The following is a 25,193-nucleotide window of genomic DNA, read 5'->3' as shown; positions in this document are numbered from 1 at the left end:
AAGAGCCTCCTGGATGTTTTCTTAATAATTCTACAAAATAGGGGGTAGAATTATTTATATGTTGTTTTTATGCTACTTAAGCGGCTATTTCTCTAGTTAACCAACCACTTTTTCCTGCTGTTGCAATGGCATACGGAGTAATCCAGAACAAACCAAAAGTATATAGTATGCTATATGAATACGCCCAAAATGCTTCTTTAAAATCATATCTTTTTGCATAAAATAGTACTGGAAAAGTAGATATTATTAAAATACTTAATAACGTAGAGCTTATAAATAATGCTGGATGTGCAATTATAAAATATAACATAAATATTAAGAAAGGATAAGACATAATCATTTTAATTGATTGTGTAAAAAATAATAATCTAGATCCGAACTTGTTTCCTTCTTTAAAGTTTGTAAATACAAATTTAGACATTGCAATGTTTTCTCTAACATTACTTCTTCCCCATCTAATAAACATCTTATATAAACCTTTATAATCTTCTGGTACATTTGTGTAAGCAAAAGCATTTCTTTGAAATAAAACGCTGTAACCTTGCTTTAATATCATGTTAGTTAATGCTCTGTCTTCTCCAATATCAGAAGCTTTCCCCATAAATTTTTGATCTATCCACTCTGGCAAACAAGCAAAAACAGCGTTTGATCTATAAGCAGCTAAAGCACCAGGAGTACATAATACTGAATTTAAACTACTTTCAGCAGAACGTTTAAATTCGAAACTCATTACAAAACTTACATTTAGCATTTTTGGTAATAAAGCTTTTTTATTATTCAGTACTTGAATATTACCAGCCACTGCTCCACATTTTTCATCCACAACTAATGGGCTTACTAGGTTACGTAGTGTGTCTTCCTTAACGATTGAATCACTATCTACTGTAACAAAAATTTCTCCTGTTCCCATATTAAAACCACGGTATAAAGCATGACGCTTCCCCATGTTTTTAGGCTGTTGCATAATGGTTACTTGATCTCCTAAAATTCTTTTAGCTTCTTTCATCCACTCCCAAGTATCATCTTTACTACCATCATCAATAGATAATAATTGTAATTTTTCTTTAGGATAATCACTTTTAGCTAAACTTTTTAAGGTAGCCCAAACTTGCTTCCCTTCGTTATATGCTGGCACAATAACGGTAACTGTTGGCAATTCTTCATCACTTACAGACTCAATAGGCTTGTATTTAAAATATAAGTATACATCGTAAAGAAAGGTTAAGGATGTAAAAATAAATAATACAGCTGCAAGATTAAAAAATACAGCTCCGAAACTATTATTTAATCTTTCAAAATTAAATTTTGAAAAATCATCTTGTAATAAATAAACTGCAAAAGCGGCACCAATCATTATAACAAATGAACTAACAAGAACAATAACCGCTCTAAAGTTAATTGGAGAAGTTTTTCTGTCTTCTATAGAGAATTTATTATTTTGTAATTTTAAATTAAATGCTGTTGATTTCATGATGGTGTTTGTTTAGGACTTTTTGTACCAAGATTAAATCAATATATGTACCATTAGTGTATGTAGCTTGTTTATAGCAGGTTATCTTTTTTGAGTATTTTTAAGTGTGTATTATTTACCCATTTTATGGGTAAAAAGTATCCTTATTTAATGAGTGGAAGATTTTATTGTGTAATTGATAAAGTTTTTTCTAACAAATGAAATAAAATAAATGAGCTGATTAAAATTATTAATCAGCTCATCTAAAATGTAACTTTATAAAAAGGTTGTAATTTTTAAGAGATTTCCTCGTACCTCGGAAGGAATAAAGGCGTTATTTCTTCTGTTTTTCTTCATCAAACAAATCTACTTTTCGCAACCATTTGGTTTTCTTGTCAAATAATAAAATATCTATCAATAAGAATAGTAATCCGATAGCTACAAACCATTGAAATTGGTCTTTATAATCGGAGAATTGTTTTGTTTCGAATTCGCTTTTTTCAGCATTAGCAATAATATCAGCAATCACTGTTACGGGTTTTTCTGTAATGTTACCATCTATGTAACTGCCATTTGCAGCATCTGCAATGCCTTGTAGAACATCTGGCATGCGTTTGGTGAGTACAGTTTCTCCTTTATTGTCTTTTTTGTAGCCAATCATAGTACCGTTTACTTGTATAGGAATTGGACTTCCATTTTCTAAACCTACACCAATTGTGTAAATCTTTACCCCCTCTTCGGTTAATGTTTGGGCTACTTGTTTTGTTTCTTCTTGATGATCTTCACCATCAGAAATAATAATTAAAAAACGGTTTGTTTGTTCGTCATTATTATAATAAGTTTTTGCTAATTCTAGAGCTCCATTGATGTCTGTACCTTGACTAGAAACCATATCTGGATTCGCATTTTGTAAAAACATGTTTGCAGCCGCATGATCTGTGGTTATTGGTAAAAGCGGGTATGCATTTCCTGCATAAATAATAATACCAACTCTATCAGAACCTAATTTATCAATAGTTTTAGAGATAATTTGTTTTGCTTTTTCTAGTCTGTTTGGCGCAATATCTTCTGCCAGCATACTTTTAGAAACATCTAAGGCAAATACAATATCTACACCTTCTCTTTTTACGGTTTGCAATTTGGTTCCCATTTTAGGGTTTACTAACGCAATTACTAAAAAAGTAATTCCTAAAAGTAAAAATACCAGTTTTAAAACAGATTTAAAAGTGGATGAATTTGGAGCTAAATTTTGAAGTAAATTTAAGTCAGCAAATTTTTTTTGTGTTCTTTTTTTCCACCATAAAACCAACAAGAAAACAGCAATCATTGCTGGAATGATTATGAGCAGGGAAAAATAAACGGGTTCTTCTATTTTGTACATTGTTTTTAATGTGTAATCGTGTAATTGTTTATTTGTTTAACTGTGCTTTGCGTAGAGCATTTAACATGTTAGATATTTTGTAAATTTTCTTACGCAAGTCATTATAAATTTCTTCGTTTATAAATTGAAGTTTATGACATAAAATTATATGATTTAAAACTTCCATAGTTGAACTAAATGCTATTGTTGAAAAATGTGCTTTGTCTTTATTTGTAATTCTAGATGTGCCTTCTGCTATATTTGCTGAAATTGAATTTGAAGCTCTTTTTAATTGACTTGTAATTCCGTATTTTTCATCAGTAGGAAAGTTTTTGGTAACACTATAAACTTCAACAGAGAGATCTATAGCTTCTTGCCAAACCTTCAGCTTTTCAAATGAAAATATATACATCTTTTTTACATTTACACGATTAAACAATTCAACAGTTAAACATGCTTTAAATAAACGATTTAAATAACGTGTTTCTCAACAAAAATTCTAACAACAAGAATCCTAATCCTAAAAAGATAAAAATTCTATATTTTTCTTGATAATTGTAATACTTAAATTCTTCTATCTTCGTTTTTTCAAGCTTGTCAATTTCGTCATAAATTTCTTTTAAAGACTCATTATCTGTAGCTCTAAAATATTTACCTTGGGTTTCTGTAGCTATTTCTTTTAATAAATCTTCATCAATTTCTACGGGCAACTTTCTAAATTGTAATTTTCCTGTTCTAGGGTCTTTACTGTAAGGAAAATCTGCCATTCCATTAGTTCCTAATCCTATTGTGTAGGTTTTAATTTCTAGTTCTTTTGCAAGTTCTGTAGCTGTTCTTGGGTCTATGTTACCAGTGTTATTTACACCGTCTGTTAATAAGATAATAACCTTACTTTTTGCGGTGCTTTCTTTTAACCTGTTTACAGCAGAACCTAATCCCATTCCAATAGCTGTTCCGCCTTCTAATTGTCCCCATTGAAGTTCGGAAATGGTTCGTTTTACAATCCCTTTGTCGCTTGTAATAGGTGTTTGTGTAAAGCTTTCTCCTGCATACACAACAATTCCTATTCTATCGTTTGGTCTTCTATCTACAAAATCTATGGCTACTTTTTTAAGCGCTTCTAATCTGTTAGGTTTTAGGTCTTTTGCCAACATACTTGCAGAAACATCAATTGCCATTACAATGTCTATCCCTTTATTGCTTTTTGTTTTTTTACTGACAGAAACATTTCTCGGTCTTGCTAAAGCAACAATAATTGCTACTAAAGCTAATATTCTTAAAAGATATAAAAGTGGTTTTAATTTTGATAAAAGCGAGTCTGTTTTAAACCCCTTTATACTTGGCATTGTTAATACTGCAGCATCTTTTTTGCGCATAAAAAAATGCCATACTGCTACTAGTGGAATTACAATTAGCAACCACAAAAACTCCGGATTATGAAACTCAAAATTACTCCAATTCATCATTCTCTTCAATAATTGGTTTAGGTTTTAAATTACTCACAATATCCTGAGCATCTTTTCTATCTTCTTCTATTTCTAAAGCTAAAGGTTTCGATTTTGCAAATTTCACCAAATCAGCTTCTCTTAACAAATCTCTTAACTTTTTAATAGTATCTTCTGATGTTTGTATGGTTTCTGCATCTTTAAAGTCTTTTAGCATATCTAAAACCTCATCAGTTGTTTTTTCTAAAGCAGGTACTTTTAATTCTCGCTCTATATAACCACGTACAATTTCTGTTAATTCAGAATAATATTCTTTTACCTTATTGTTTTGCCACAATAATTTTTCGTCTAATTCATTTAACTTTAAAATAGCTTCGTCATAAGGAGGCATTGCTTTATAAGTATCTTCCTCTATTTCTTCTTTTCTTTTTCTGATGACAAACCAATAAATCCAGAAACCGATAATAGCTAATGCTGCTAAAAGTATATATATGTATACTTTAAAATCATCAAAAGTATATGGTTCACTTTTAATAGATTTTATAGGAAACTTTTTTACTTTAGTTGTGTCAATAGCTATGGTGGCTACATTTACCAATAAAGAGTCTGTTAAAAAAGCTTGATTTTTTACAAATATTTGTTGTTGCGGAATGTAAAATGCACCACTATCAAAACCAGTTAAAATATACTTTCTTATTAAGGAGTTTTTTATAGTGTCTACTTGAGTAGAATCTATAATTTCTAAACCTTTTAATTGTAATTTGGGCATGATCACATTCTGAGTGTCATCAACAGTAATTTTTAAATTGAATTGTTCACCAATTCTAATATTAGTGGTGTCAATTTCTGCTTTTACCTTTGATTCTTGTGCAAAACCTATGGTTGAAACGAATAGTAGTATGTAGAATAGTTGTTTTTTCATTTTTAAGGGTAACTGCGTTACTATCTTCCTTTATGTTTAAAATAACCTAATAATTTTTTTACGTAGTTTTCATCAACTCTTGTGTTAACAGTACCTGCGCCACTCCTTTTAAACATGTTTAAATAATAATCAGACAAACGTAAGGCATTTGCTTTGTAGCTAGTTCTTACAGATTTTGATGCAGTGTTTACTAATTGTACATCGCTAGTTTCTGAGTCTAACATTGGTACCATTCCTAAATTAGGAATTTCTTCATCGTGTTTATCAAAAACTCTTATTCCTGTTAAATCGTGTTTTTTAGCCGCAATTTTTAATGTTTTTTCATAATCATCATCCATAAAATCTGACAACATAAAAACAATCGCTCTTTTTTTCATCACACTAGATAAAAACTTTAAAGCGGCAGCAATATTGGTTTTTTTACTTTTTGGTTTAAATTCTATTAGTTCTCTAATGATTCTTAAAACGTGACTTTTCCCTTTTTTAGGAGGAATAAAAAGTTCTACATCATCAGAAAATAAAATTAAACCTACTTTATCGTTATTCTGAGTGGCAGAAAAGGCCAATGTTGCAGCAATTTCTGTAACGGTATCTTTCTTAAACTGCGTTGATGTTCCAAATAATTCAGAACCAGAAACATCTACCAAAAGCATCATGGTTAACTCTCGTTCTTCTTCAAAAACTTTTATATAAGGTTCATTGTAACGCGCAGTAACATTCCAGTCGATTGCTCTAACATCATCGCCAAATTGGTATTGTCTTACTTCAGAAAAAGTCATACCGCGTCCTTTGAAAGATGAATGGTATTCACCTCCAAAAATATCATTAGACAAACGCTTTGTCTTAATTTCTATTTTACGAACTTTTTTAAGTATCTCCTTAGTTTGCAACGTGTAATTGTTTAATTGTTGAAGCGTGTAATTGAATCGGTTTTTTTAAACATGAGTAAGCAACTGCCAACTGCAACTGTTTTTACTGCCAACTATCTATGGTACTTCAATCTCATTAATAATTGAATTGATAATGTCTACAGAGGTTACATTTTCTGCTTCTGCTTCATAGGTAATTCCTATTCTGTGACGTAAAATATCAAAAACAACTGCTCTAACATCTTCTGGTATTACATACCCTCTTCTTTTGATAAAAGCATAACATTTTGCTGCTTTAGCAAGGTTGATACTTCCCCTTGGGGATGCTCCGAAACTAATTAAATCTTTTAATTGCGGTAAATTATATTTTTCTGGATAACGCGTTGCAAAGATGATATCAAGAATGTATTTCTCAATTTTTTCATCCATATACACTTCATTAGCCACTTCTCTTGCTCTAATAATTTGTTCTACAGAAACTACAGGATTTACTTTAGAAAATCCGCCAGATAAATTCTGACGCATAATAATTTGTTCGTCTTGTAATTTTGGGTAGTCAATAACAACCTTTAGCATAAAACGATCTACTTGTGCTTCTGGTAAAGGATATGTTCCTTCTTGTTCTACAGGGTTTTGAGTTGCCATTACTAAGAAAGGTTCGTCTAACTTAAAAGTAGTGTCTCCAATAGTAATTTGGCGCTCTTGCATTGCTTCTAACAAAGCAGATTGCACTTTTGCAGGTGCTCTGTTAATCTCATCTGCTAACACAAAATTTGCGAAAATTGGACCTTTTTTGATCTCAAAATTGTTTTCTTTCATGTTGTAAATCATGGTTCCAACAACATCTGCAGGTAATAAATCTGGTGTAAACTGAACTCTACTAAAAGAGGCTTGTACCGCTTTAGACAATGTATTAATTGCTAAGGTTTTTGCCAATCCAGGAACCCCTTCTAGCAAAATATGACCGTTTCCAATCAATCCAATTAACAAACTTTCTATCATTTGTTTTTGGCCAACAATTACTTTATTCATTTCTAAAGTAAGAATGTCTATAAAGGCACTTTCTCTTTCTATTTTTTCATTAATAGCTCTTACATCTACATCCATTGTAATATTGTGTTAGGTGTTATTTTTTACAGGAACAAAGCTACAATAATAACAAAATTATTGTTGTTAAAAGAAGGTTAAAGATGTCTATTTTTTTAATTTATAAAAAGAGTTATAGTATAAAGAAATTGTTAAAATATTGGATTTTTAGTTTAAAAAGGCGATATTTAGAGATAATAACTTTAAAAATACTTTAATATGAAAGAAAATTACTTATTAAAAAACGTAGTGATCACTTTGTTATTTATGTTGCCTTTGGCTATGGTAGCACAAACTATAAAGGGTAAAGTTACAGATTCATCTGGTGGTGGTTTGCCATATGTAAATGTTATTGAAAAAGGAACAACCAACGGATCGGTTACAGATATTAATGGAGAGTTTTCTGTTACTGTAGAAAGTTTACCTATTAAATTGGTAGTTTCCTCTATGGGATATGCTTCTAAAGAGGTAAATGTTACAAATACCTCTTATTTAACAATTTTGGTAAATGAAGATAATTCTTTAGAAGAAGTTGTTGTAATAGGTTCTAGAAACCCTAATAGAACTGCTATAGATTCTCCGGTTCCAATAGATATTGTAGATATGAAAGAGTTGGCTGCATCTTCTCCACAAGTAAATTTAAATCAGATTTTAAATTTTGTAGCTCCGTCATTTACGTCTAATACACAAACAATTTCTGATGGTACAGATCATATAGATCCAGCATCTTTAAGAGGTTTAGGACCAGATCAGGTTTTGGTATTAATAAATGGTAAAAGAAGGCATACTTCTTCTCTAATAAATATTAATGGAACTTTTGGTAGAGGTTCTGTTGGTACAGATTTAAACGCCATACCTGCAGCATCTATAAAACGAATTGAAGTTTTACGTGATGGAGCAGCGGCACAATATGGTTCTGATGCTATTGCGGGTGTTATTAACATCGTTTTAAATGAAAGCGTAAATGAATTAGCTTTAGTAGTAACTACTGGTGCTAATTTTAGTAAAAATGCCAATGGACAAACGGGAGGTGTAGACGGACAAACTACCAATATTAGTGCAAACTATGGATTGCCAATTGGTGATAAAGGTGGGTTCATTAACTTTACAGGAGATTTTGATGTAAGAGAAGCTTACAACAGAATGAAAGATTGGGAAGGAACAATCTTTAATTTATATAATACCGTTGAAAGATTTGCAAATGATGATGGTTATGATTTAACCAAATTATTAGATAATGATGTTAGTGATGTTATACAATATGCAAATCAGGCTGGTATTAATTTAAATGGAGCTACCACAAAGACACAATTACAAGGTATTTTATCAGGAGATAATACAACTGCAGAATTAGCAGCAAGAGGTTTAGAAAGTAAAGACTTTAACATGAGAGTTGGGCAGTCTAAAGTACGTGGAGGTAGATTTTTTGCCAACTTTAAATTACCTCTAGATGATAATGGTACAGAATTATATTCCTTTGCTGGTTTAGGGTCTAGAGATGGTAATTCTGCGGGTTTTTATAGATTGCCAAACCAAAGTAGAACATACACACCTGCTTACATTAATGGTTTTTTACCAGAAATTAATTCTACTATTTCAGACAAATCTTTAGCAGTGGGAATTAAAGGTAAGATTGGAGAATGGAATGTAGATTTTTCAAATACATATGGTAGAAATGCTTTCGATTATATGATTGGTAATACATTTAATGCATCTCAAGGAAATGCTTCTCCAACAGTTTTTGATGCTGGTGGTTTTGCTTTTGCTCAAAATACCGTAAACTTAGATTTAAATAAGTTTTATAAAAACACTTTTCAAGGTTTAGGTGTCGCTTTTGGTGCAGAATATCGTTTAGAAAATTATGAAATTACTGCCGGAGAAGAAGCTTCTTATACTCAGTATACAGCAGTAGGTGAGGCAATTACCTTATCATCTCAAACGCCTTTATTAGACTTTTTTGATGCAGCAAGACCAGGTGGTTCGCAAGTTTTTCCAGGTTTTAGTCCTAGTAATGAGTTGTCTAGAGGTAGAAGTAGTATTGCTGGTTATTTAGATTTAGATGCAGATTTTTCTGATGCTATTTCGTTAAATTTCGCAACACGTTTTGAAGATTATTCGGATTTTGGTTCTACCATAAATTTTAAATTAGCAACTTTAATTAAAGCTTCGGATAATTTTAGAATTAGAGCTTCTTTTAATACTGGTTTTAGAGCACCTTCTTTACATCAATTAAATTTTAATTCTACGTCAACTATTTTTGATCAGAATGGAGATCCACAAGAAGTAGGTACTTTTTCTAATGATAGTAGAGCAGCTCAATTATTAGGTATTCCTCAGTTAAAAGAAGAGACTTCTACCAGTTTTAGTGCAGGTTTTACTGCAAAATTACCAGAAGCTAATATTACTTTAACTTTAGATGGTTATGTTGTTAATATTGATGACAGAGTGGTTTATACAGGTCAGTTTGCAGGTCCTGGTACTGGCACAGAATTAGATAATTTATTAGCACAAGCAAATGCTTCTGCAGCGTCTTTCTTCGCAAATGCAATAGATACACAATCTAAAGGAGTAGATTTTGTAATTACGCATAAAGCAGATATTGGAGCTAATTCTAGATTAAAAACAGATTTATCTGCAACTTTATCTAAAACAGAACAAGTAGGAGATATTAATGCATCTACGGTTTTAGAAAATGCAGGCTTAGTAAGTACTTATTTTCCTGAAGATAGTAGAGTGTATTTAGAAGAAGCAGTGCCAAGAACGAAGTTAAATTTAACAAATAGTTTTACAACAGGTAAATTTAATATCTTTTTACGAAATGTATATTTTGGTGAAGTAACAGAGGCTACAACAGTGGTTGCAAACCAACAGGTATTCAGTTCTAAGGTGGTTACAGATTTATCCTTGGGATATAAAGCTACAGATGCTTTAACGTTAACAATTGGTGCTAATAACTTGTTTGATATTTATCCAGATATGGCAGAAGCTTCTTTTGGTAACAGAAGTGATGGTCGTTTCGATTGGTCTAGAAGAGCACAACAATTTGGTATTGGCGGTAGATTTCTATTTGCAAGAGTAAGTTTTAACTTAAAATAAATGAATTATTTTTATATTTAAAAAGCGGCAACTTGCCGCTTTTTTTATGTTTATTATTTTATAAAAGTATTTAAACTAAATCAGTGAAGATTTATTTTTATGCTTTTAATAATTTAAAATCTTTATCAAACTCACCATAAGTAAAATACTGAATCCAGTCTCCAAGGTTTACATATTTACTGTTTTCTTGTAGCTCTATTTCTAAAGGAAGGTGTCGGTGTCCAAAAACAAAATAATCGTAATGTTGTTGGGTTAGTTTTTCTTTGCAATACAATACCAACCACTCGTTTTCATCACCTAAATATTTTGCATCATCATCACCAGAAATCAACTTGTTTTTTACAGACATATAATGCCCTAAACGTACACCAATATCTGGATGCAACCATCTAAACATCCATTTGAATAATGGAAATGTAAATACTTTTTTCATGCGTTTGTACCCATGATCTCCAGGACCTAAACCATCTCCATGACCAATTAAAAACTTTTTATTGTTGATTAAAAACTCTTGTGGTTCATTATAAACGGGGATATTCAGTTCTTTTTGGAAATAATCGTTCATCCATAAATCATGATTTCCGATAAAAAAGTAAATTGGAATTCCAGAATCTTTTATTTCTGCTAATTTCCCTAGAACTCGCACAAATCCTTTAGGAACTACGGTTTTGTATTCGAACCAAAAATCGAATAAATCTCCTAATAAAAAAATGGCTTCGGCGTCTTTTTTAACTTCGTCTAACCAAGCTACAAACTTTTTTTCTCGAGGAAAACTAGCTTCTGGAGTTGGTGCTCCAAAATGTTGGTCGGAAGCAAAATAGACTTTTTTATTTTCTGATGTTGTTATAGAAATCAAAAGATGAATTTTTTATATCGGTAAAAATAGAAAAACTAATTTATAAACGGGTGAAAGGCTTTAAAAAGGTTGGGTACTAATTTTATTTAAAAAAAAGAAAAACATCTAGATACAATTTTGTGGTACCACTGTTATGAGACTTCTCAATATTTCGAAGTGACAAGCTTTGTGTTTTTTGCGTTCAGTTTTGTTTCCATCCAGTTTTGTCATTTCGACCTTTTTGGGAGAAATCACATATAGTTTGGTTGTTGTTGTTGTTGTGGTAACACTGTTATGAGATTTTTCCTATTATAGAAATGATAAAACTGTATTTTACCCTTTCCGCTTAACAAATCTTTAAAAAATATAAGCTATCAGTTCGAGTGGAATTTCTTTTTCAGAAATTTTGTATAGAGAGCACTTTAATCAAAAAGTTACTCTTTAATAATTTTTTTATACAAGTTTCCTGTATCCGTAAAAACTTTAATAAAATAAATACCATCACTTAGTAAACTAAGATTGATTTGTTTTTTATCAGAAGTAAGAATTTCTTTACCAAGTGTGTTATAGAGAATCACATTTTTGAACGTGATATTTTTTGAGGTTTCAATAGTTAAAATATCATTTACAGGATTCGGAAATAAAGAAATATTTTTAGATACAAAAAGATTGTTTTCAATACCTAAAGTAACATTGTTGTTTTTAGAAATTAAATCAGCATCTGGATCAAAATCTATTGAATTTACTGTGAAAGTAACGTTTTCTACAAAAGTTTGTCCGTTTGTGGTGTTGTTTAAAATGATATCTAAAACTTCTCCGTTTGTTCCGTTTAAACGAACGAGAACATTGGCTTCAAAAAAAGAAACAGAAGGATCACTCTGAGTTTGATTCAATGTTATATTTATGGTGTTTGTTGTTGGTTGATGCCAGTTTAGATGGTAAGTTGGATACCCTTGATTGTAAATCCAATCGTTAAAAAACTCATCTAAATCTAAGCCACTTGCAGTTTCTAAATGTGCTATTAAATCTGGAGTTTTCGCATAATGATATGCCAAATTTGGGTCTGAAATGTAGTTTTTTAAAGCCTCAAAAAAGTGAGTATCTCTCAATTTTTTACGCAACATGTGTAAAACCATTGCGCCTTTATTATAAGATAATCTACTATTAAATATTCTGCCAACGCTTGTGGTATCTGCATCCGTAAGGTACACAGCACCATTTGTAGATGAGGTTACAGAGCTAATTGTAGAATTTCTCCAACTTTTAAAAGAAGCATCTCCATCTAAGTGTTCTATGGTTAAACCAGATAAATAAGTAGCAAAACCTTCATTTAGCCAAATATCTTTCCAGCTTCCGCAGGTAACTTTATTTCCAAACCATTGGTGCGCTAATTCATGCGCAATTAATCCACGGTTAAAATTTCCCATAAAAGAAACGGTTGTGTGCTCCATTCCGCCGCCCCAACCAAACTGGGCGTGACCGTATTTTTCATTTTTATAAGGATAATCACCAAACAAATCAATAAAATGTTCCATAATATCAACCGTGACTAAAGTGCTGTTTTGAGCTGAGGTTAAACTTTCTGGATACACATAATTTACAATCGGAAAATTATTATCATTGTGAGAAACATCATGCGAATAGGTTTCATAATCGGTCACTGCAATGGCAATTAAATAAGCGGGAATAGGATATTCGTGTTTAAAATGTGTGGTTTTAAAGCCTAAATTAGTCGTTGTGCTCTGCTCTAATCCGTTGGAAACGGAAACATATTGTTCAGGAGCAGTGATATATACGTCAATCGTATCAATTTTATCATTCAAATCTTGCTTACAAGGCCACCAACCTAAAGCGCCATAAGGTTCAGAAAGTGTCCAAAGTACCGGAGTATTTGCTGTTCCGTGTGTGTTTACTTCAAAAGAGCCAAAACCGTTACTTGTTGGATTTCCATTGTAATCTATTATAACTGATGTTGAGTTTCCTTGGTTTAAAGTCGCTTGAAGCGTAATTACCAATTCGTCATTTGAGTTTTGAGAAAAGGTTACTGCATTTCCGTTTTGAGTTATCGAAGTCACCGTCATAGTATCATCTAAATCAAAAGTAACGGTAGATAAATTGTTTAAAGCGGTAAAAGTAGTGGTTACTTTACCAGAAATAGCTGCCACAGCAGGATCTACAGAAAACTCTAGTTTATGGTAGGTAATATCGTAATTTGAAGTATTAGGATTTGCCTTAAAATGAATTTTTGTAGCAGCCGATTTTGCTTCAGATTCTGCAATTTCTATGATTTCTTGAGCAGTTATATTTGAAATATGGAGTAGAATAAAAAAGCAAACAATACTAAAACGAATCATAATTCTTAGGCTTAGAATTTAAAAGTACTGTTTAAAATCTAAAATAAAAAATATAGGTGTTAAAGTAATTCTGTCATTTTTTAGAATGTACCTATCTTTGCAACATGTTAGAAGATAAAAATACACAAAAGACGTCGTTGGCCGAACTAGGTGAGTTTGGTTTGATCAATCATATTACACAATATTTTAAAGTGCAAAATTCATCTACGATAAAAGCTATTGGAGATGATGCTGCGGTTTTAGATGTTTCGGATAAACAAACTTTGGTTACTACTGATTTGTTGATAGAAGGGGTGCATTTCGATTTAAGTTATATGCCATTAAAGCATTTAGGATATAAGGCTGTAATGGTAAATTTATCTGATGTGTATGCGATGAATGGAGTTGCAGAACAGATTACGGTTTCTATTGCGGTTTCGAATAGGTTTCCGCTAGAAGCAATTGAAGAATTGTATGCCGGAATTCAGTTGGCTTGTGAAAGCTATAATGTAGATTTAGTTGGTGGAGACACTACTTCATCTACCAAAGGAATCTTAATTTCTGTTACCGCAATTGGTAAAGCAGAAAAAGAAGACGTTGTCTATAGAGATGGCGCTAAAGAAACCGATTTAATTGTGGTTTCTGGAGATTTAGGTGCTGCTTATTTAGGATTACAAGTTTTAGAAAGAGAAAAACAGGTTTTTAAAGTTGATCCAAATAATCAGCCAGATTTAGATAATTACACATACTTAATTCAGCGTCAGTTAAAGCCAGAAGCTCGTAAAGATATTCCTGGTTTATTAAAAGAAATGGAAATTAAACCAACTTCTATGATTGATATTTCTGATGGACTTTCATCGGAACTTTTTCATATTTGTACGCAGAGTAAAGTAGGTTGTAAAATATACGAAGATAAATTGCCATTAGACCCGCAAGTAATTTCTGCTTGTGAAGAGTTTGAGTTAGATTCTACCATGGTTGCTTTAAGTGGTGGTGAAGATTACGAATTGTTATTTACTGTGCCAATTGCAGATTTTGATAAAATAAAAGGAAATCCTCATTTTTCTATTATTGGTCATATTACTGCAGAAAACCAAGGATTGAACTTGGTTACAAGAGCTAGCCAAGAAATTGAGTTGAAAGCTCAAGGTTGGAATGCTTTGAAGAATGAATAAATACAGTGATGATATTTTATAATAAAAAAGGCGAAAAATTTTAAATTTTTCGCCTTTTTTTATGAGATTCGTTTAACGTGTTTGTGCGTGGTTAAGCAACTAAGTTAGCAAACTTTTACGAACCCGTGAATATTCCGCAGGAATATTCGCAAGTAGTGAAGAACAAAGCAATTAATTATACACTGTGTTATATGCTGTTTAATCAGTAGTTTATTCAATTTCACAGATATCATAACATAATTTTTTTCCACAAGTACAACTTTCAATCTAATTTGGCTCTTAAAAATTAATAGAATCTTTTACTATAATTAGCACAAATTCTATTTTATTACAATTTACCTTGTCTTTCTTTTAAAAGAAAAAATCAGAAAACCTAACAACAGTATTGCGCCAACAATTAAATAATATTTTAAATAACTACTAGTTTCTGTGGTGATATTAAAAGATGAAGTAGTCTTGTCTGTAATTGCTTCTTCCTTTTTTCCGTCTTTGTTTAAGTACCAATGATAATTTTTTTGAGAGTTACTCTGTTCAAACATCATGGTGTTTGAAACTTTACTAATATCTGAACCCTCGAATATTAATGTGTAACGTGTGGCATGGTTATGTTCTTCATTATTCTTTTCAAGAATAACTTTTAATAAATGTAATTGTTTGTCTTTTGTGTCAAAAATTTTTAACTTCTCTTTGGTGTAACGTAAAAATATGTCATTAATATCTTCTATTGTTTTAGCATTATTATAATTAGAATCGAATGCAATTAAGGCATTTCGAATACTCCATGAAAATTCAGCATGAATTATAGTTTGAGTACCTTCTGTTGTAATATCAAAATAAGCTATATCAGAATCATGTGCATACGTAAAAGGTATACACATGATAAAGAATAAACATGATAAATATAATTTATACATATTTGATTCGTTTTTTAAGATTTTTTTTAATTCCCTGGCCCTTGTTGGAAGTCATCAGAAGGTGTTCCTCTAAAGTATCTTGGGATACTTGGAAAAGAATCACCATCAGTCAATATATAATAAAATGTACCATCAGGAAACTCAGGAGTTACACCAGTTCTTCCATTAGCCTCATCAAGAGTTCCAAGCCCATCAACATACTCGTAATCTGCAGAATATGCACCATTGTACTCAGAACAAGGTGCCGATTCACCATCTCCAGGTCTATCGCCTGTTAACAATTCATAACTTGAGGTCATTTCTATAACAGCAGAGCTACTATCATCAGCATCAGTATATGCGTATTTATAATAAATAGGATATCCATCAGCTGCCCATCCAACTTGTACCATCTCAGTTCCGTCTGCATCTGCAACTAAATCATATAATGTTGGTGTACCATGATGATGATATTTACCAGTAGGTTGAACATGTGAGTAGTTACAGTCTAAACCTATAGGAACATTTAATGCTTCTAAATTCCAATCCCAATTTACATCAGGATCCATAACTCCAAGATCACTATGTGGCCAAGGTTCAGCTGCAATAGGGTCTAATTCTACACCGTCTAACAAGATACCAAAAATATATTCAGGACCATTATCGCCCTCTAGCGAAGTTAAATTTCCTGTAAGTAAAGGATCTGTTGTTATTGTATAAGTTTCATTCTGTTCGGTAATATCTGCATTAATGAAGGTCCCTACTAAATGATCAGGAATACTATTAGATGTGATAACTCTATCAGATCCATTAATACTAATTGTTACAGAGGGTGTAAGATCTAATTCAGTATCACAAACTCCACTTCCTTCTGCCAATTCTTGTTGAACACATTCTGAAGTGTCAGTTTCCTCATCTGTATCCGAGTCATCATCAGAACTACAAGATACCATACCTAAAGATATCACAAATAATGTTAAGAACGAGGTAATAAAGTGCATTGATATTAGTTTACTTTTCATAAGTTTATTTTTTAATTATACATATTATTTTTTTAGATGTCCTTTCTTTAAAAGAACTTGAGCAAGTTACTTGTTTTTTTACATTTTATGTGTTTTTCGTTTTAAAATAGCATATAACTATATTGATATCGAGCGTTTTAATGTTTTAAATCAGAAGTTAAACGAAGTTAGTTTATTTTTTTTAGAAAGTCAAGGGTGTTTTTTTGAAAAAGGTTTGTTTAACTTTAATGTATATGGTAAGTTGTGTTTATGTAAGAAGATTTTCTGAAGGGAAATTAGAAGTTAGCAAACGAGCAACAAACATAGATTTAGTTAAGCAAGTAATTTTTTATAAACTGTGTTGAAAAATATTTCATCAGATTATTATGTTTAATACTTTATCCTTTAAAAACAGATTCCCCTCTTTTATTAACTGAATTTCTCTTATACATTCATTAATAATAGCATACTTTTTATTTAATAAGTATCCATTTACAAAAATGTCGTTTGATTCTTTTAATCCAAAAAAAGTATTTAAATCTTTCTGAGTTTTAATATTAAATTTTAATGCTGTTTCTAATTTTATGATTCCCCCATTTTTTAATTCAGGGTTCAGTAGTTCTTGTCTCATCAATTCAGCCGAAAATATTTTTTTTGAACCTAATTTAGCATCTTCTGAAAAATCAGCAGTTGCTAAATTTTCTTGAGGGATGTTTTTTAAAATAGATGGATTTCCAATTATTTCATTATTTATTAAGACAATTACTGTTCTCTCCGACGCAATTACGTTCTTTTTATTATGCTCTGATTGTTTGTTTTCTTCGCCTTGTGCATTCATTGAAAGTCCAAGCGAAATGAATAAAATAGAGATAAAAAGAGTTTTCATAATTTTCGTTTTTTAAAACTAAAATGATAAGGTGAGTTTTAATACGGAATCAAGTTCAGTTCAATTTCATTTTATCATGAAGTTAAACGAAGTTAGCTGTTTTTTTTGAGAAATGCGTAACTATCTAGCAAAGAAATAATAGTAGAAATTTTAAAAAAAATCTATTCGTATTTTAATTTAAGTGCTTTTCTTTTATCTTGATCTGATAATTTTTTTTGTTCCCAATAAGGCTCATTACTAGTTGCCTTTAGTTTCGCTGTTGTGGTTAAACCAGTTCCATCAAATTCTGTAAAACCTAAAATTTTGTACGGAAACTCTTTTTCTACATCAATGGTAAGAGTTCTATTAATATTTAGATACTTTATCTTATAAGTAAGTGTTTTTTCTGATGTTGTTTTACTAATTTCAGCTTTCTCTACGTCCATTTTTTTGTAGTTAAAACGACTGTAAATAGTAGAAGGAATCAAATTGATTTCTCCTTCTGGTAATTGACCTTTTGCAATACGAATTTTAGTAAACAATGCTTCTTCTAAAAAGGTAGCATTAATTGTTTTCTCTTCGTCTCCGTCAGCTTCAAAATAAGAGAATTGTTTAAAATTGTATTTGTCATCAGCAAGGTTTAATTGCGTAAAAGTATGTCCGCACCATTCTTGTATACTTGTGGAAGCTTTTAAAGTAAAAGGATAGTTTTGAGTATCAATAGGTGTAAAAGTAGAGGTGACAATAGAATAATCGTAAATACCGGTATTAAATTTACGAACATGATTCAATTTCATAACAGAAACGTTGTCAGTTCCTGCTTTTTGCGGATTGTCTAATTTTACTTGTTTACTAACAGAAAAAGGTTCTGTAACAAAAACCAAAACAACTTCTCCGTCTCGTATTTCGCCATATCTAGCCTGTTTTAAGGTGTAGCTGCTTAATTCTGCTTTTCCAGAATACCAATACTGATTAAATTGTTCACTTTTTGGAATAGGAGTGTTTTCTTTTTTTGTAGTTGCTTGAGGTGCTGTTTTGGTTTGACCGGATTGGCATCCTATAAAAGAAAAAAGGACTAGGTATAAAAGGGTTGTTTTAGTATTCATTACGTTTTGTGTTTAATTAGCTGATAACAAATCAGTCGTAATTTAAAAACAAAATTTACAAAACGTATGTATCGTTATTTTTTTTCTGCTAAAAGTTTCTGTAAGTATTCATTTTGTTTTTCTAAAAGCTCGTTGGTTTTGTGCATTAACTCAATATTTTTAGGAGTCACCACCGCTTTGTTTTTTGGGTCGTCTGCTTTCTTTTTCATTGCATTCATTGCTTTTACAATGATAAAAACGGTAAAAGCAATGATTAGAAAATCGATACTAGCTTCAAATAATTTACCATAACCAATGGCAATTTCATCAACTGTAATTTTTTCTTTAACAAGTACCGCTTCTCTTAGAATAATTTTCTTGTTTTCCCATTTTGCACCTTGGGTCATAAAAGACAAAGGAGGCATAAAAACCTCTTTTACCAATACGCTTATAACTTTATTAAAGGCAGCGCCAATAATAACCCCAATAGCAATATCTATCATGTTACCTTTTACAGCAAACTCTTTAAAATCTTCAATTAATTTAAACTTCATCTTTAATTTCTTTATAAGACCATTAAATTACAACCTCTAATGTCTGAGTTATCAAAACGACCAATGATTTCGAAAGTACCGTTTTGGTGTACTTTGCCTAAATCTTGTGTAGCAATAAAAGCACAAGAATTATAATTGGCTAAATCAATTACATTAATGCCGCCTGTTTTTTCTACTTGTTGTATGGTTAAAGCATCTTCTGTATCTCTTGTTAAAATTTTCATCCAGGGTGGTGTGTCAAAAACACCGTTTCCGTTAGAATATCCTTGACTTAATAATTCTGTCATTCCGTATTCTGAGTGAATTTCAGAAACTCCAAATCCGCTTTGTAAAAGCTGATGCAATTCAGCTCTAATCAATTCTCTTCTTCGTCCTTTCATACCACCAGTTTCCATGATAATGGTATTTTTTAGGTTGAATTGTTGCATTTCTATCAAATCTAACAAAGCAAAAGAAACTCCGATTAAGAGCGTTTTTTGTCCTTTTTTGTCTAATTCTACTAGTTTTTTTGCTAATTCTTCAATGTTATCTAAATAAAATCCACTTTCAGTATTATTAGATTTCTGAATTAAATCATCAACCATATACACCAAAGAAGAACCATTTCTTTCTAAATAATTTGGCAATAAAGCCAACACAACATAGTCTTCTATGTTGCCATAAAAATGTGCAAATCCTTTTAAGTAACTTTCTTTGTAGAGGTTAATATCTGTTACAAAATGCTTGCTTGTAATGCTACCTGTTGTGCCAGAACTAGTAAAAGTTTCTTGAATCTCTTCTGTAGAAGAAAGTACTTCTCTACTCTTAAAAAACTGAATAGGTAAAAACGGAATTTCTTCAACCTTAGTAACATCTGAAGGATGAATGTATAATAAATCACAAAAAGAACGATATACTTTATTGTTTTTAAATTGATGTTTAAAAACAGCTAAAGCAGCTTGCTTAAAATCTTCTTGGTTTTGGATGTTAAAAATATTGTTTTGCATAAATTCGAAAAAATGCCCACAACACTTTTGTTGTAGTTCTTATAATTATTATTCCCTTGTTTGTTGTAAAATAGATTTACTAAAATGGGGATTTACATAAAGAATCTTTGCTAAAAAACTTTATGCTACAAAAATAGAATTATTTAACGCAACCTTTTATAAGTTTTTGCATCTTATAATAAAAGAGCCAAATAATGAAGTTAAAAAGTATCATTTTAGTCGTTTTTATGTTGATTATTTCTTGTGAGAAAAATAACCTTCATATAAATGAAAAAACAATAATGATTGCTTCAGCAAAAGTAAATTGTGTTGGTGTAGCCCCTCAAAAATGTTTGTTAACTAAAGAAGAAGGAGCAGAAGATTGGGGATACTTTTACTCTTCTATTACTGGTTTTAATTATGAAGAAGGTTTTGAATATGAAGTTCTAATTTCTGAAAAGAATATAGAAAATCCGCCACAAGATGCATCATCAAAAGAATATACGCTGATAAAAGTAATATCTAAGGTTGAAAAAATATCAAAAAATTTACCAGAATGAAACTGAAAAAACAGCTTTTCATTACCATTCAAGCATTTTCGAAGTGTTCTAAAACAGCAGAAATTATCTAATAGACCAATAATGATGTTGGTTTTAATGAATATTTATCAGGCTTAAAAATTGAGGATAATGGATTGGCTTAAAAAAAACTAAAAATGATAAAAAAAATAATTGTTTTCCTTTTTCTAGTTTCATTGTTTTCTTGCGAAGACAATGAGGTAATAATAGATTCTAATAATTTATTAATAGGTACTTGGTTAGATCCTGTTTACGAAGGTGAAATGACTACGTTTAAAAGAGGTAACTCTTTACCAAGTGATGCATACGGAATTTCATTTAATAAAAGTGGTGATTTTATAGAACGTACTTCTGGTTGGTGTGGTACACCGCCTTTATCTTTTTTTAATATTGAAGGAACTTTTGAGCAAGAAAGTACACTAGTTAGCATTTCTACAGAAAGCTATCCTACAAATTATGCATGGAGAATTGTTGAACTCACAGGACAGGAATTGGTTGTAAAAAGAGAATTGACAGCTAAAGAAACTGAACATAGAAGTTTAATGGATTTATTTAATGAAATTCAAGAGTTGTCTAGCAGTATTTCTTGCTCAGACGCTACAAATTGGTTGTTTACCACTTACGGTTCAAAAGCTTGTGGAGGTTCGCAAGGATATATAGCCTACTCATCTAAAATAGATACAAATGATTTTTTAAATAAAATAGAAACATACACACAAGCAGAAAAAACATTTAACGTTAAATGGGGCATAATTTCAGATTGTTCTATAGCAAGTGTTCCTGTTTCTGTTGAATGTGAAAACGGATTACCAACACTTAAATATTAACTTAACACATTAAAAAAATGAAAAAAATTAGTTTACTTTTATTAGCATTATTTGTCTTTGCTTCTTGTTTAAACCACGATGATGTACCAAATTATAAATTTGAGTTTATGGCAATAGATGAAGCGATTACTCCAGACAGTTTTACATTTGGAGAGTCCGATACTATCACTATAAAATATTCTTTCCCAAACGATTGTTATTCTTTTGAACAAATTTATTATGAGACTAAAGATTCTACGAGAACTGTTGCAGTAACGGCAATGGTTTTATTAGATGAAGAATGTACAGAAGAAATTGTACAAGAAGAAAAGAAGTTTGTTGTTACAGCGTCTCAAACAGAAGACTATATTTTTAAGTTCTTTAAAGGAACTGATAGTGAGGGCGAAAATATTTTTGAGGAAGTAATAGTTCCTGTAAATTAGTACCATCAAACTAGAAGAACTCATACAAGAATGCTGTAAGCAGAAAATGGCAGCACAATCAACAGTTTATCAGCTTTATGCTGATAAGCTGTTTGCAGTTTGTTTAAAATATTCGAGTAATTATCAAGATGCAGAAGATAATTTACAAGATAGTTTTATGATTATTTTCGAAAAAATAAAACAATATAACCATAAAGGTTCTTTTGAAGGTTGGTTAAAACGTGTAACTGTAAATACTGTTTTGCAAAAATATAGAGTAAAGTCTCCTTTGAAAAATGTAAGTGATTTTTCTGATGAATTAGAAACAGAAGAAGAGTTTAATATAGAAGATACTGCTTTTAATGTGGATGTGTTGTTGGGTTTTATTCAGCAATTACCAGATCAATACAGACTGGTTTTTAATTTATATGTTTTAGACGATTATGCTCATAAAGATATTGCAGAAATGTTAGGGATTTCTGTTGGAACATCAAAATCGAACCTGTCTAGAGCAAGAAAAATTTTGAAAGATCAATTAGAAATGCATCAAAAAACAACAGTAAATGATTAACTAATGAAGAATAAGAATTTAGATAAATTGTTTCAAGATCAGCTTAAAAATTTGGAGGTAACTCCAGATAAAAAAGTTTGGGGCAATATAGAATCTAAGCTTAAAAAGAAGAAAAGAAGGGTAGTACCTCTTTGGTGGTTTGCAGGTGGAGCAGCAGCGATGTTACTTTTAGGAATGTTACTCTTTCCTGTCTCTACAAACGAAACAGATTTTATGAAAATCGATTCTAAAACGATTGTAACAGAGAGTACCGAAAATGAAGTAGAAAAAAATGACCTGCCAAAAATAGATTCACTTATTCAAAATACAAAAATTGAAGAAAAGATACTAGTTGCAAATAAAAAAACGAAAGAAAATATAAAAAAGGATATAGAAAAACCTCGTTTTCAAAAGAAGTTCGTTCGTGATAAAAACGTTGTGGAAAAAACTTTGTTAGCTAATAATACAGCTAAGGAGATGTTAGTTTCTGTGAACGATAAAAAGATAGATGTAAATAAAAATAAGGAGGTTTTTACTGAAGAGAAAGAGAAAATAGTAGAGAATGTAGCTGTAGAAAAAGAATTGCCTAACAAGAAGGTCGATTTAAATAAATTTATAAAAGACAAGGATAGTATTTTTTCTATTAAACATTTAAAGCATAAATGGTCTATTGCACCTGTTTTTGCAGTTTTAAATTCTAATTCATTTTCAAATTCATCTCCTGTAAATAGAAGTTTATCAAACTCCACAAAAGGTAAGAGTTCTTTTTCTTATGGTTTTCAAATAGGCTACCAAATCAATAAAAAATGGAGCATTCAATCTGGTGTGCATTTGCAAGAAATGAGTTTTGTGAACAATCAGGTAACAGCTGTTTCTTCAATTTCTAAAAGCACATCACCTGTTGCATTTAATAGTGGTGTTTCTCTATCTTTTAATACAGCTCCCGTACAAACTTCAGATTTTGATAACAGTGCATTGATAAGTAGAACGAGTTTAAATGGAGATTTGAATCAAATATTTGGTTATATTGAAGTCCCTATAGAAGTGAAATATAATTTTTTAACTGTTAAAAATTTCAATACACAGGTGGTTGCTGGGTTCAGTTCTTTGTTTTTAAATAAAAATGAAGTTAATTTTAGTTCTCAATTTTTTACTAATTCGGGTAGTGCTAACAATTTAAATAATATTAACTTTAGTGGGAATCTAGGTTTTGATTTTAATTATTTTTTAAATAATAAATGGTCTTTAAATTTAAACCCCATGTTTAAAGCTCAGTTAGATACTTTTAGTGAGAATTCCAATGGTTTTTCTCCTTTCAATTTTGGCATATATTCAGGTATTAAATATACATTTTAACGATGTTTATGGTAGTTCTATCGAAATTAAAAAAGAATTACTAATGCATTATATTAAATTTGATTTTTTAAAAGAAAATAAGATGACATTTTTAGCAATTACATATAGAACTTTAAGCGGAACGAAAGAAGTTATAGAAACATTAGAAAGAAAAGCTACACAATGGGTTGTTTATAAGGATGAAAAACCTGCTTATTTTGTAGATTTTTACGATTTAGAAAAAGAATCTAATGCTATGATGAATAGCTTAGTTTTATGTACCAAAAGATCTATCCGGGAGGTTTTAGAAATTATTAATAAAAAGAATAATATAAACTTATCTGTACCTATAATTTCTAGATTAGGGTATAAAAAGATTGTAAAATCTAAAAAGATAGAACTAGATTTAGGACCAATTCCAGAAGAATGGTTGGCTTATTCTTTGTAAATTTTTACAATTAATTCATCTTTATCATTCATAGAAGCTCTGTACATTCCTGCAGTATTAAACTCAAAAGACATATTTCCGTTTTTATCTAAAGCAATAACACCACCCGTTCCTCCAAGTTTAGTCAGTTTGTTTTGTATAACGTCTGTAGTTGCTTCTTTTAAAGATTTATTTTGATATTCCATCTGTGCAGAAATATCATAAGCAACTTGGCTTCTAATAAAATATTCTCCCCAACCTGTAGAAGAAACACCACAAGTTAAATTATTTGCATACGTACCAGAACCAATAATTGGTGCGTCTCCAATTCTTCCCCAACGTTTATTTGTCATTCCTCCAGTAGAAGTTCCTGCAGCTATATTTCCACTTTTATCCAAAGCTACACAACCCACAGTACCAAATTTTGCATTTTTAATATCAGCATCATAAAAAGCGGCTTTTTTATCATCATGATCTAACGCTGTTTTATTCTTATTTTTTATTTTTTGAAGCGATTGAAAACGTCTTTCTGTATAAAAGTAACTTGGATCTACAATTTCTAATCCTTTTTCTTCAGCAAAAATAGAAGCTCCTTTTCCAGAAAGCATTACGTGATCAGAATCTGTCATAATTTTTACAGCCAATTCAATAGGGCTTTTTACATTAGTTACCCCAGCAACTGCACCAGCATTTAATGTTTTTCCATCCATAAAAGAAGCATCCAATTCATTGGTTTCTTCATGTGTAAAAACAGCTCCTTTTCCTGCATTAAATAATGGAGATTCTTCCATAACTTGTATGGTTTTAATAACTGCTTCTTGGCTTGTTCCTCCGTTTTTAAGAATTGTATGTCCTACTTTAATAGCTTCTTCTAATTTTGCTTTGTAAGCTGCTTCTTTTTCATCAGATAAATTTTTCTTTAAAATAGTTCCTGCTCCACCATGAATAATAATTGCAAATTCATGTTTTTTTGTAGTAGCTGTTTTTTCTTCTGGCGATGTTATTTCTTTTTTACATCCAAAAGAAATTAATAATAACAGGGTAATAAAAAAGGATTTCATCATAATTTGTGTTTAAAATAAAACAATTGCTATTGTTTTTGTTTAATTTACTTTTGTTTGAAATTATTTGTAAATTGTCA

24 protein-coding genes are annotated in these 25,193 nt (G+C 30.8%); 8 read left to right on the top strand and 16 right to left on the bottom strand.

All coding sequences use genetic code 11. The annotated features are described in order from the left end of the window. Nucleotides 1-76: 76 nt before the first annotated feature. The 7 genes from H0I28_RS13430 to H0I28_RS13400 form a co-directional block, all read right to left on the bottom strand. Entirely contained in the window at nucleotides 77-1,471 is a 1,395-nt protein-coding gene (locus H0I28_RS13430; RefSeq protein WP_218759425.1) for a glycosyltransferase family 2 protein, read from the bottom strand. Between the two features lie 313 nt (nucleotides 1,472-1,784). Continuing rightward, entirely contained in the window at nucleotides 1,785-2,831 is a 1,047-nt protein-coding gene (locus H0I28_RS13425; RefSeq protein WP_218759424.1) for a VWA domain-containing protein, read from the bottom strand. A 28-nt stretch (nucleotides 2,832-2,859) separates the two neighbouring features. Further along, nucleotides 2,860-3,222 (bottom strand): four helix bundle protein, encoded by a 363-nt coding sequence (locus tag H0I28_RS13420; RefSeq protein ID WP_218759423.1) that lies wholly within the window; start codon nucleotides 3,220-3,222, stop codon nucleotides 2,860-2,862. 46 nt (nucleotides 3,223-3,268) lie between these two features. Continuing rightward, nucleotides 3,269-4,273 (bottom strand): VWA domain-containing protein, encoded by a 1,005-nt coding sequence (locus H0I28_RS13415; protein WP_218761768.1) that lies wholly within the window; start codon nucleotides 4,271-4,273, stop codon nucleotides 3,269-3,271. Next, entirely contained in the window at nucleotides 4,260-5,177 is a 918-nt protein-coding gene (locus H0I28_RS13410) for a BatD family protein (protein ID WP_218759422.1), read from the bottom strand. Before H0I28_RS13410 ends, H0I28_RS13415 begins: the two co-directional genes overlap by 14 nt. A gap of 20 nt (nucleotides 5,178-5,197) precedes the next feature. After that, nucleotides 5,198-6,067, bottom strand: coding sequence for a DUF58 domain-containing protein (locus tag H0I28_RS13405; RefSeq protein WP_218759421.1), 870 nt, complete (start codon nucleotides 6,065-6,067; stop codon nucleotides 5,198-5,200). 96 nt (nucleotides 6,068-6,163) lie between these two features. Then, nucleotides 6,164-7,153 (bottom strand): MoxR family ATPase, encoded by a 990-nt coding sequence (locus H0I28_RS13400; RefSeq protein ID WP_218731966.1) that lies wholly within the window; start codon nucleotides 7,151-7,153, stop codon nucleotides 6,164-6,166. 198 nt (nucleotides 7,154-7,351) lie between these two features. Here H0I28_RS13400 and H0I28_RS13395 point away from each other — a divergent pair, with 198 nt between their 5' ends. Further along, nucleotides 7,352-10,228 carry a TonB-dependent receptor gene (locus H0I28_RS13395; RefSeq protein ID WP_218731965.1) on the top strand — a complete coding sequence of 959 codons (2,877 nt, stop codon included), beginning with the start codon at nucleotides 7,352-7,354 and terminating at the stop codon, nucleotides 10,226-10,228. Nucleotides 10,229-10,325: 97 nt separating this feature from the next. Here H0I28_RS13395 and H0I28_RS13390 read toward each other — a convergent pair whose 3' ends face one another. Together H0I28_RS13390 and H0I28_RS13385 are read right to left on the bottom strand one after the other, a co-directional pair. Further along, nucleotides 10,326-11,084, bottom strand: coding sequence for a UDP-2,3-diacylglucosamine diphosphatase (locus tag H0I28_RS13390; protein ID WP_218731964.1), 759 nt, complete (start codon nucleotides 11,082-11,084; stop codon nucleotides 10,326-10,328). A 413-nt stretch (nucleotides 11,085-11,497) separates the two neighbouring features. Further along, the gene (locus H0I28_RS13385) at nucleotides 11,498-13,417 is read right to left on the bottom strand and encodes a M1 family aminopeptidase (RefSeq protein ID WP_218759420.1); all 1,920 of its coding nucleotides are present in this window, start codon (nucleotides 13,415-13,417) and stop codon (nucleotides 11,498-11,500) included. A gap of 104 nt (nucleotides 13,418-13,521) precedes the next feature. Between H0I28_RS13385 and thiL the strand changes: the two genes are divergently transcribed. Next, nucleotides 13,522-14,571, top strand: coding sequence for a thiamine-phosphate kinase (gene thiL / locus H0I28_RS13380; protein WP_218731962.1), 1,050 nt, complete (start codon nucleotides 13,522-13,524; stop codon nucleotides 14,569-14,571). A 335-nt stretch (nucleotides 14,572-14,906) separates the two neighbouring features. On the opposite strand, the gene H0I28_RS13375 is transcribed toward thiL, so the two are convergent. The 6 genes from H0I28_RS13375 to H0I28_RS13350 form a co-directional block, all read right to left on the bottom strand. Continuing rightward, on the bottom strand, nucleotides 14,907-15,485 hold the full coding sequence (locus H0I28_RS13375; protein ID WP_218759419.1) for a hypothetical protein: 579 nt from the start codon (nucleotides 15,483-15,485) through the stop codon (nucleotides 14,907-14,909). 26 nt (nucleotides 15,486-15,511) lie between these two features. Then, entirely contained in the window at nucleotides 15,512-16,486 is a 975-nt protein-coding gene (locus tag H0I28_RS13370) for a YHYH protein (protein ID WP_218759418.1), read from the bottom strand. 355 nt (nucleotides 16,487-16,841) lie between these two features. Next, nucleotides 16,842-17,351: a hypothetical protein gene (locus H0I28_RS13365; protein WP_218759417.1), complete on the bottom strand. Its 510-nt coding sequence runs from the start codon at nucleotides 17,349-17,351 to the stop codon at nucleotides 16,842-16,844. Between the two features lie 161 nt (nucleotides 17,352-17,512). Continuing rightward, nucleotides 17,513-18,436: a septum formation inhibitor Maf gene (locus tag H0I28_RS13360; RefSeq protein WP_218759416.1), complete on the bottom strand. Its 924-nt coding sequence runs from the start codon at nucleotides 18,434-18,436 to the stop codon at nucleotides 17,513-17,515. Between the two features lie 74 nt (nucleotides 18,437-18,510). Then, nucleotides 18,511-18,969, bottom strand: a complete 459-nt coding sequence (gene mscL / locus H0I28_RS13355; RefSeq protein ID WP_218731957.1) for a large conductance mechanosensitive channel protein MscL — start codon at nucleotides 18,967-18,969, stop codon at nucleotides 18,511-18,513. Between the two features lie 11 nt (nucleotides 18,970-18,980). Beyond that, nucleotides 18,981-19,955, bottom strand: a complete 975-nt coding sequence (locus tag H0I28_RS13350) for an acyl transferase (protein ID WP_218759415.1) — start codon at nucleotides 19,953-19,955, stop codon at nucleotides 18,981-18,983. A gap of 194 nt (nucleotides 19,956-20,149) precedes the next feature. Here H0I28_RS13350 and H0I28_RS13345 point away from each other — a divergent pair, with 194 nt between their 5' ends. The 6 genes from H0I28_RS13345 to H0I28_RS13320 all read left to right on the top strand — a co-directional run bounded on the left by H0I28_RS13345 (nucleotide 20,150) and on the right by H0I28_RS13320 (nucleotide 24,073). Next, nucleotides 20,150-20,494 (top strand): DUF4377 domain-containing protein, encoded by a 345-nt coding sequence (locus tag H0I28_RS13345; protein ID WP_218759414.1) that lies wholly within the window; start codon nucleotides 20,150-20,152, stop codon nucleotides 20,492-20,494. Between the two features lie 155 nt (nucleotides 20,495-20,649). Further along, nucleotides 20,650-21,339: a hypothetical protein gene (locus tag H0I28_RS13340; protein WP_218759413.1), complete on the top strand. Its 690-nt coding sequence runs from the start codon at nucleotides 20,650-20,652 to the stop codon at nucleotides 21,337-21,339. Nucleotides 21,340-21,356: 17 nt separating this feature from the next. Continuing rightward, nucleotides 21,357-21,761: a hypothetical protein gene (locus H0I28_RS13335; protein WP_254712780.1), complete on the top strand. Its 405-nt coding sequence runs from the start codon at nucleotides 21,357-21,359 to the stop codon at nucleotides 21,759-21,761. A 46-nt stretch (nucleotides 21,762-21,807) separates the two neighbouring features. After that, nucleotides 21,808-22,311 carry an RNA polymerase sigma factor gene (locus H0I28_RS13330; protein ID WP_368384400.1) on the top strand — a complete coding sequence of 168 codons (504 nt, stop codon included), beginning with the start codon at nucleotides 21,808-21,810 and terminating at the stop codon, nucleotides 22,309-22,311. A 3-nt stretch (nucleotides 22,312-22,314) separates the two neighbouring features. Then, a complete protein-coding gene (locus H0I28_RS13325) occupies nucleotides 22,315-23,646 on the top strand; it encodes a PorT family protein (protein ID WP_218759412.1) in 1,332 nt (443 codons plus the stop codon). A gap of 82 nt (nucleotides 23,647-23,728) precedes the next feature. Then, nucleotides 23,729-24,073 carry a hypothetical protein gene (locus tag H0I28_RS13320; RefSeq protein ID WP_218754769.1) on the top strand — a complete coding sequence of 115 codons (345 nt, stop codon included), beginning with the start codon at nucleotides 23,729-23,731 and terminating at the stop codon, nucleotides 24,071-24,073. On the opposite strand, the gene H0I28_RS13315 is transcribed toward H0I28_RS13320, so the two are convergent. Then, nucleotides 24,061-25,113, bottom strand: a complete 1,053-nt coding sequence (locus H0I28_RS13315) for an isoaspartyl peptidase/L-asparaginase family protein (protein ID WP_218733714.1) — start codon at nucleotides 25,111-25,113, stop codon at nucleotides 24,061-24,063. The two genes, H0I28_RS13320 and H0I28_RS13315, sit on opposite strands and share 13 nt — an antisense overlap. Nucleotides 25,114-25,193 lie beyond the last annotated feature (80 nt).

Source organism: Polaribacter sp. AHE13PA (assembly GCF_019278505.1).
Lineage (GTDB): Bacteria > Bacteroidota > Bacteroidia > Flavobacteriales > Flavobacteriaceae > Polaribacter.
This window is presented reverse-complemented; position numbering and strand designations above follow the sequence as displayed.

Coding starts and splice junctions, on each gene's coding strand:
- H0I28_RS13365 (WP_218759417.1), bottom strand. CDS start 17,351: ATGAAAACTCTTTTTATCTCTATTTTATTCATTTCGCTTGGACTTTCA.
- H0I28_RS13350 (WP_218759415.1), bottom strand. CDS start 19,955: ATGCAAAACAATATTTTTAACATCCAAAACCAAGAAGATTTTAAGCAA.
- H0I28_RS13325 (WP_218759412.1), top strand. CDS start 22,315: ATGAAGAATAAGAATTTAGATAAATTGTTTCAAGATCAGCTTAAAAAT.
- H0I28_RS13420 (WP_218759423.1), bottom strand. CDS start 3,222: ATGTATATATTTTCATTTGAAAAGCTGAAGGTTTGGCAAGAAGCTATA.
- H0I28_RS13415 (WP_218761768.1), bottom strand. CDS start 4,273: ATGAATTGGAGTAATTTTGAGTTTCATAATCCGGAGTTTTTGTGGTTG.
- H0I28_RS13375 (WP_218759419.1), bottom strand. CDS start 15,485: ATGTATAAATTATATTTATCATGTTTATTCTTTATCATGTGTATACCT.
- H0I28_RS13330 (WP_368384400.1), top strand. CDS start 21,808: ATGGCAGCACAATCAACAGTTTATCAGCTTTATGCTGATAAGCTGTTT.
- H0I28_RS13430 (WP_218759425.1), bottom strand. CDS start 1,471: ATGAAATCAACAGCATTTAATTTAAAATTACAAAATAATAAATTCTCT.
- H0I28_RS13345 (WP_218759414.1), top strand. CDS start 20,150: ATGAAGTTAAAAAGTATCATTTTAGTCGTTTTTATGTTGATTATTTCT.
- H0I28_RS13385 (WP_218759420.1), bottom strand. CDS start 13,417: ATGATTCGTTTTAGTATTGTTTGCTTTTTTATTCTACTCCATATTTCA.
- H0I28_RS13425 (WP_218759424.1), bottom strand. CDS start 2,831: ATGTACAAAATAGAAGAACCCGTTTATTTTTCCCTGCTCATAATCATT.
- mscL (WP_218731957.1), bottom strand. CDS start 18,969: ATGAAGTTTAAATTAATTGAAGATTTTAAAGAGTTTGCTGTAAAAGGT.
- H0I28_RS13340 (WP_218759413.1), top strand. CDS start 20,650: ATGATAAAAAAAATAATTGTTTTCCTTTTTCTAGTTTCATTGTTTTCT.
- H0I28_RS13410 (WP_218759422.1), bottom strand. CDS start 5,177: ATGAAAAAACAACTATTCTACATACTACTATTCGTTTCAACCATAGGT.
- H0I28_RS13395 (WP_218731965.1), top strand. CDS start 7,352: ATGAAAGAAAATTACTTATTAAAAAACGTAGTGATCACTTTGTTATTT.
- H0I28_RS13360 (WP_218759416.1), bottom strand. CDS start 18,436: ATGAATACTAAAACAACCCTTTTATACCTAGTCCTTTTTTCTTTTATA.
- H0I28_RS13320 (WP_218754769.1), top strand. CDS start 23,729: ATGACATTTTTAGCAATTACATATAGAACTTTAAGCGGAACGAAAGAA.
- H0I28_RS13315 (WP_218733714.1), bottom strand. CDS start 25,113: ATGAAATCCTTTTTTATTACCCTGTTATTATTAATTTCTTTTGGATGT.
- H0I28_RS13370 (WP_218759418.1), bottom strand. CDS start 16,486: ATGAAAAGTAAACTAATATCAATGCACTTTATTACCTCGTTCTTAACA.
- H0I28_RS13400 (WP_218731966.1), bottom strand. CDS start 7,153: ATGGATGTAGATGTAAGAGCTATTAATGAAAAAATAGAAAGAGAAAGT.
- H0I28_RS13335 (WP_254712780.1), top strand. CDS start 21,357: ATGAAAAAAATTAGTTTACTTTTATTAGCATTATTTGTCTTTGCTTCT.
- thiL (WP_218731962.1), top strand. CDS start 13,522: ATGTTAGAAGATAAAAATACACAAAAGACGTCGTTGGCCGAACTAGGT.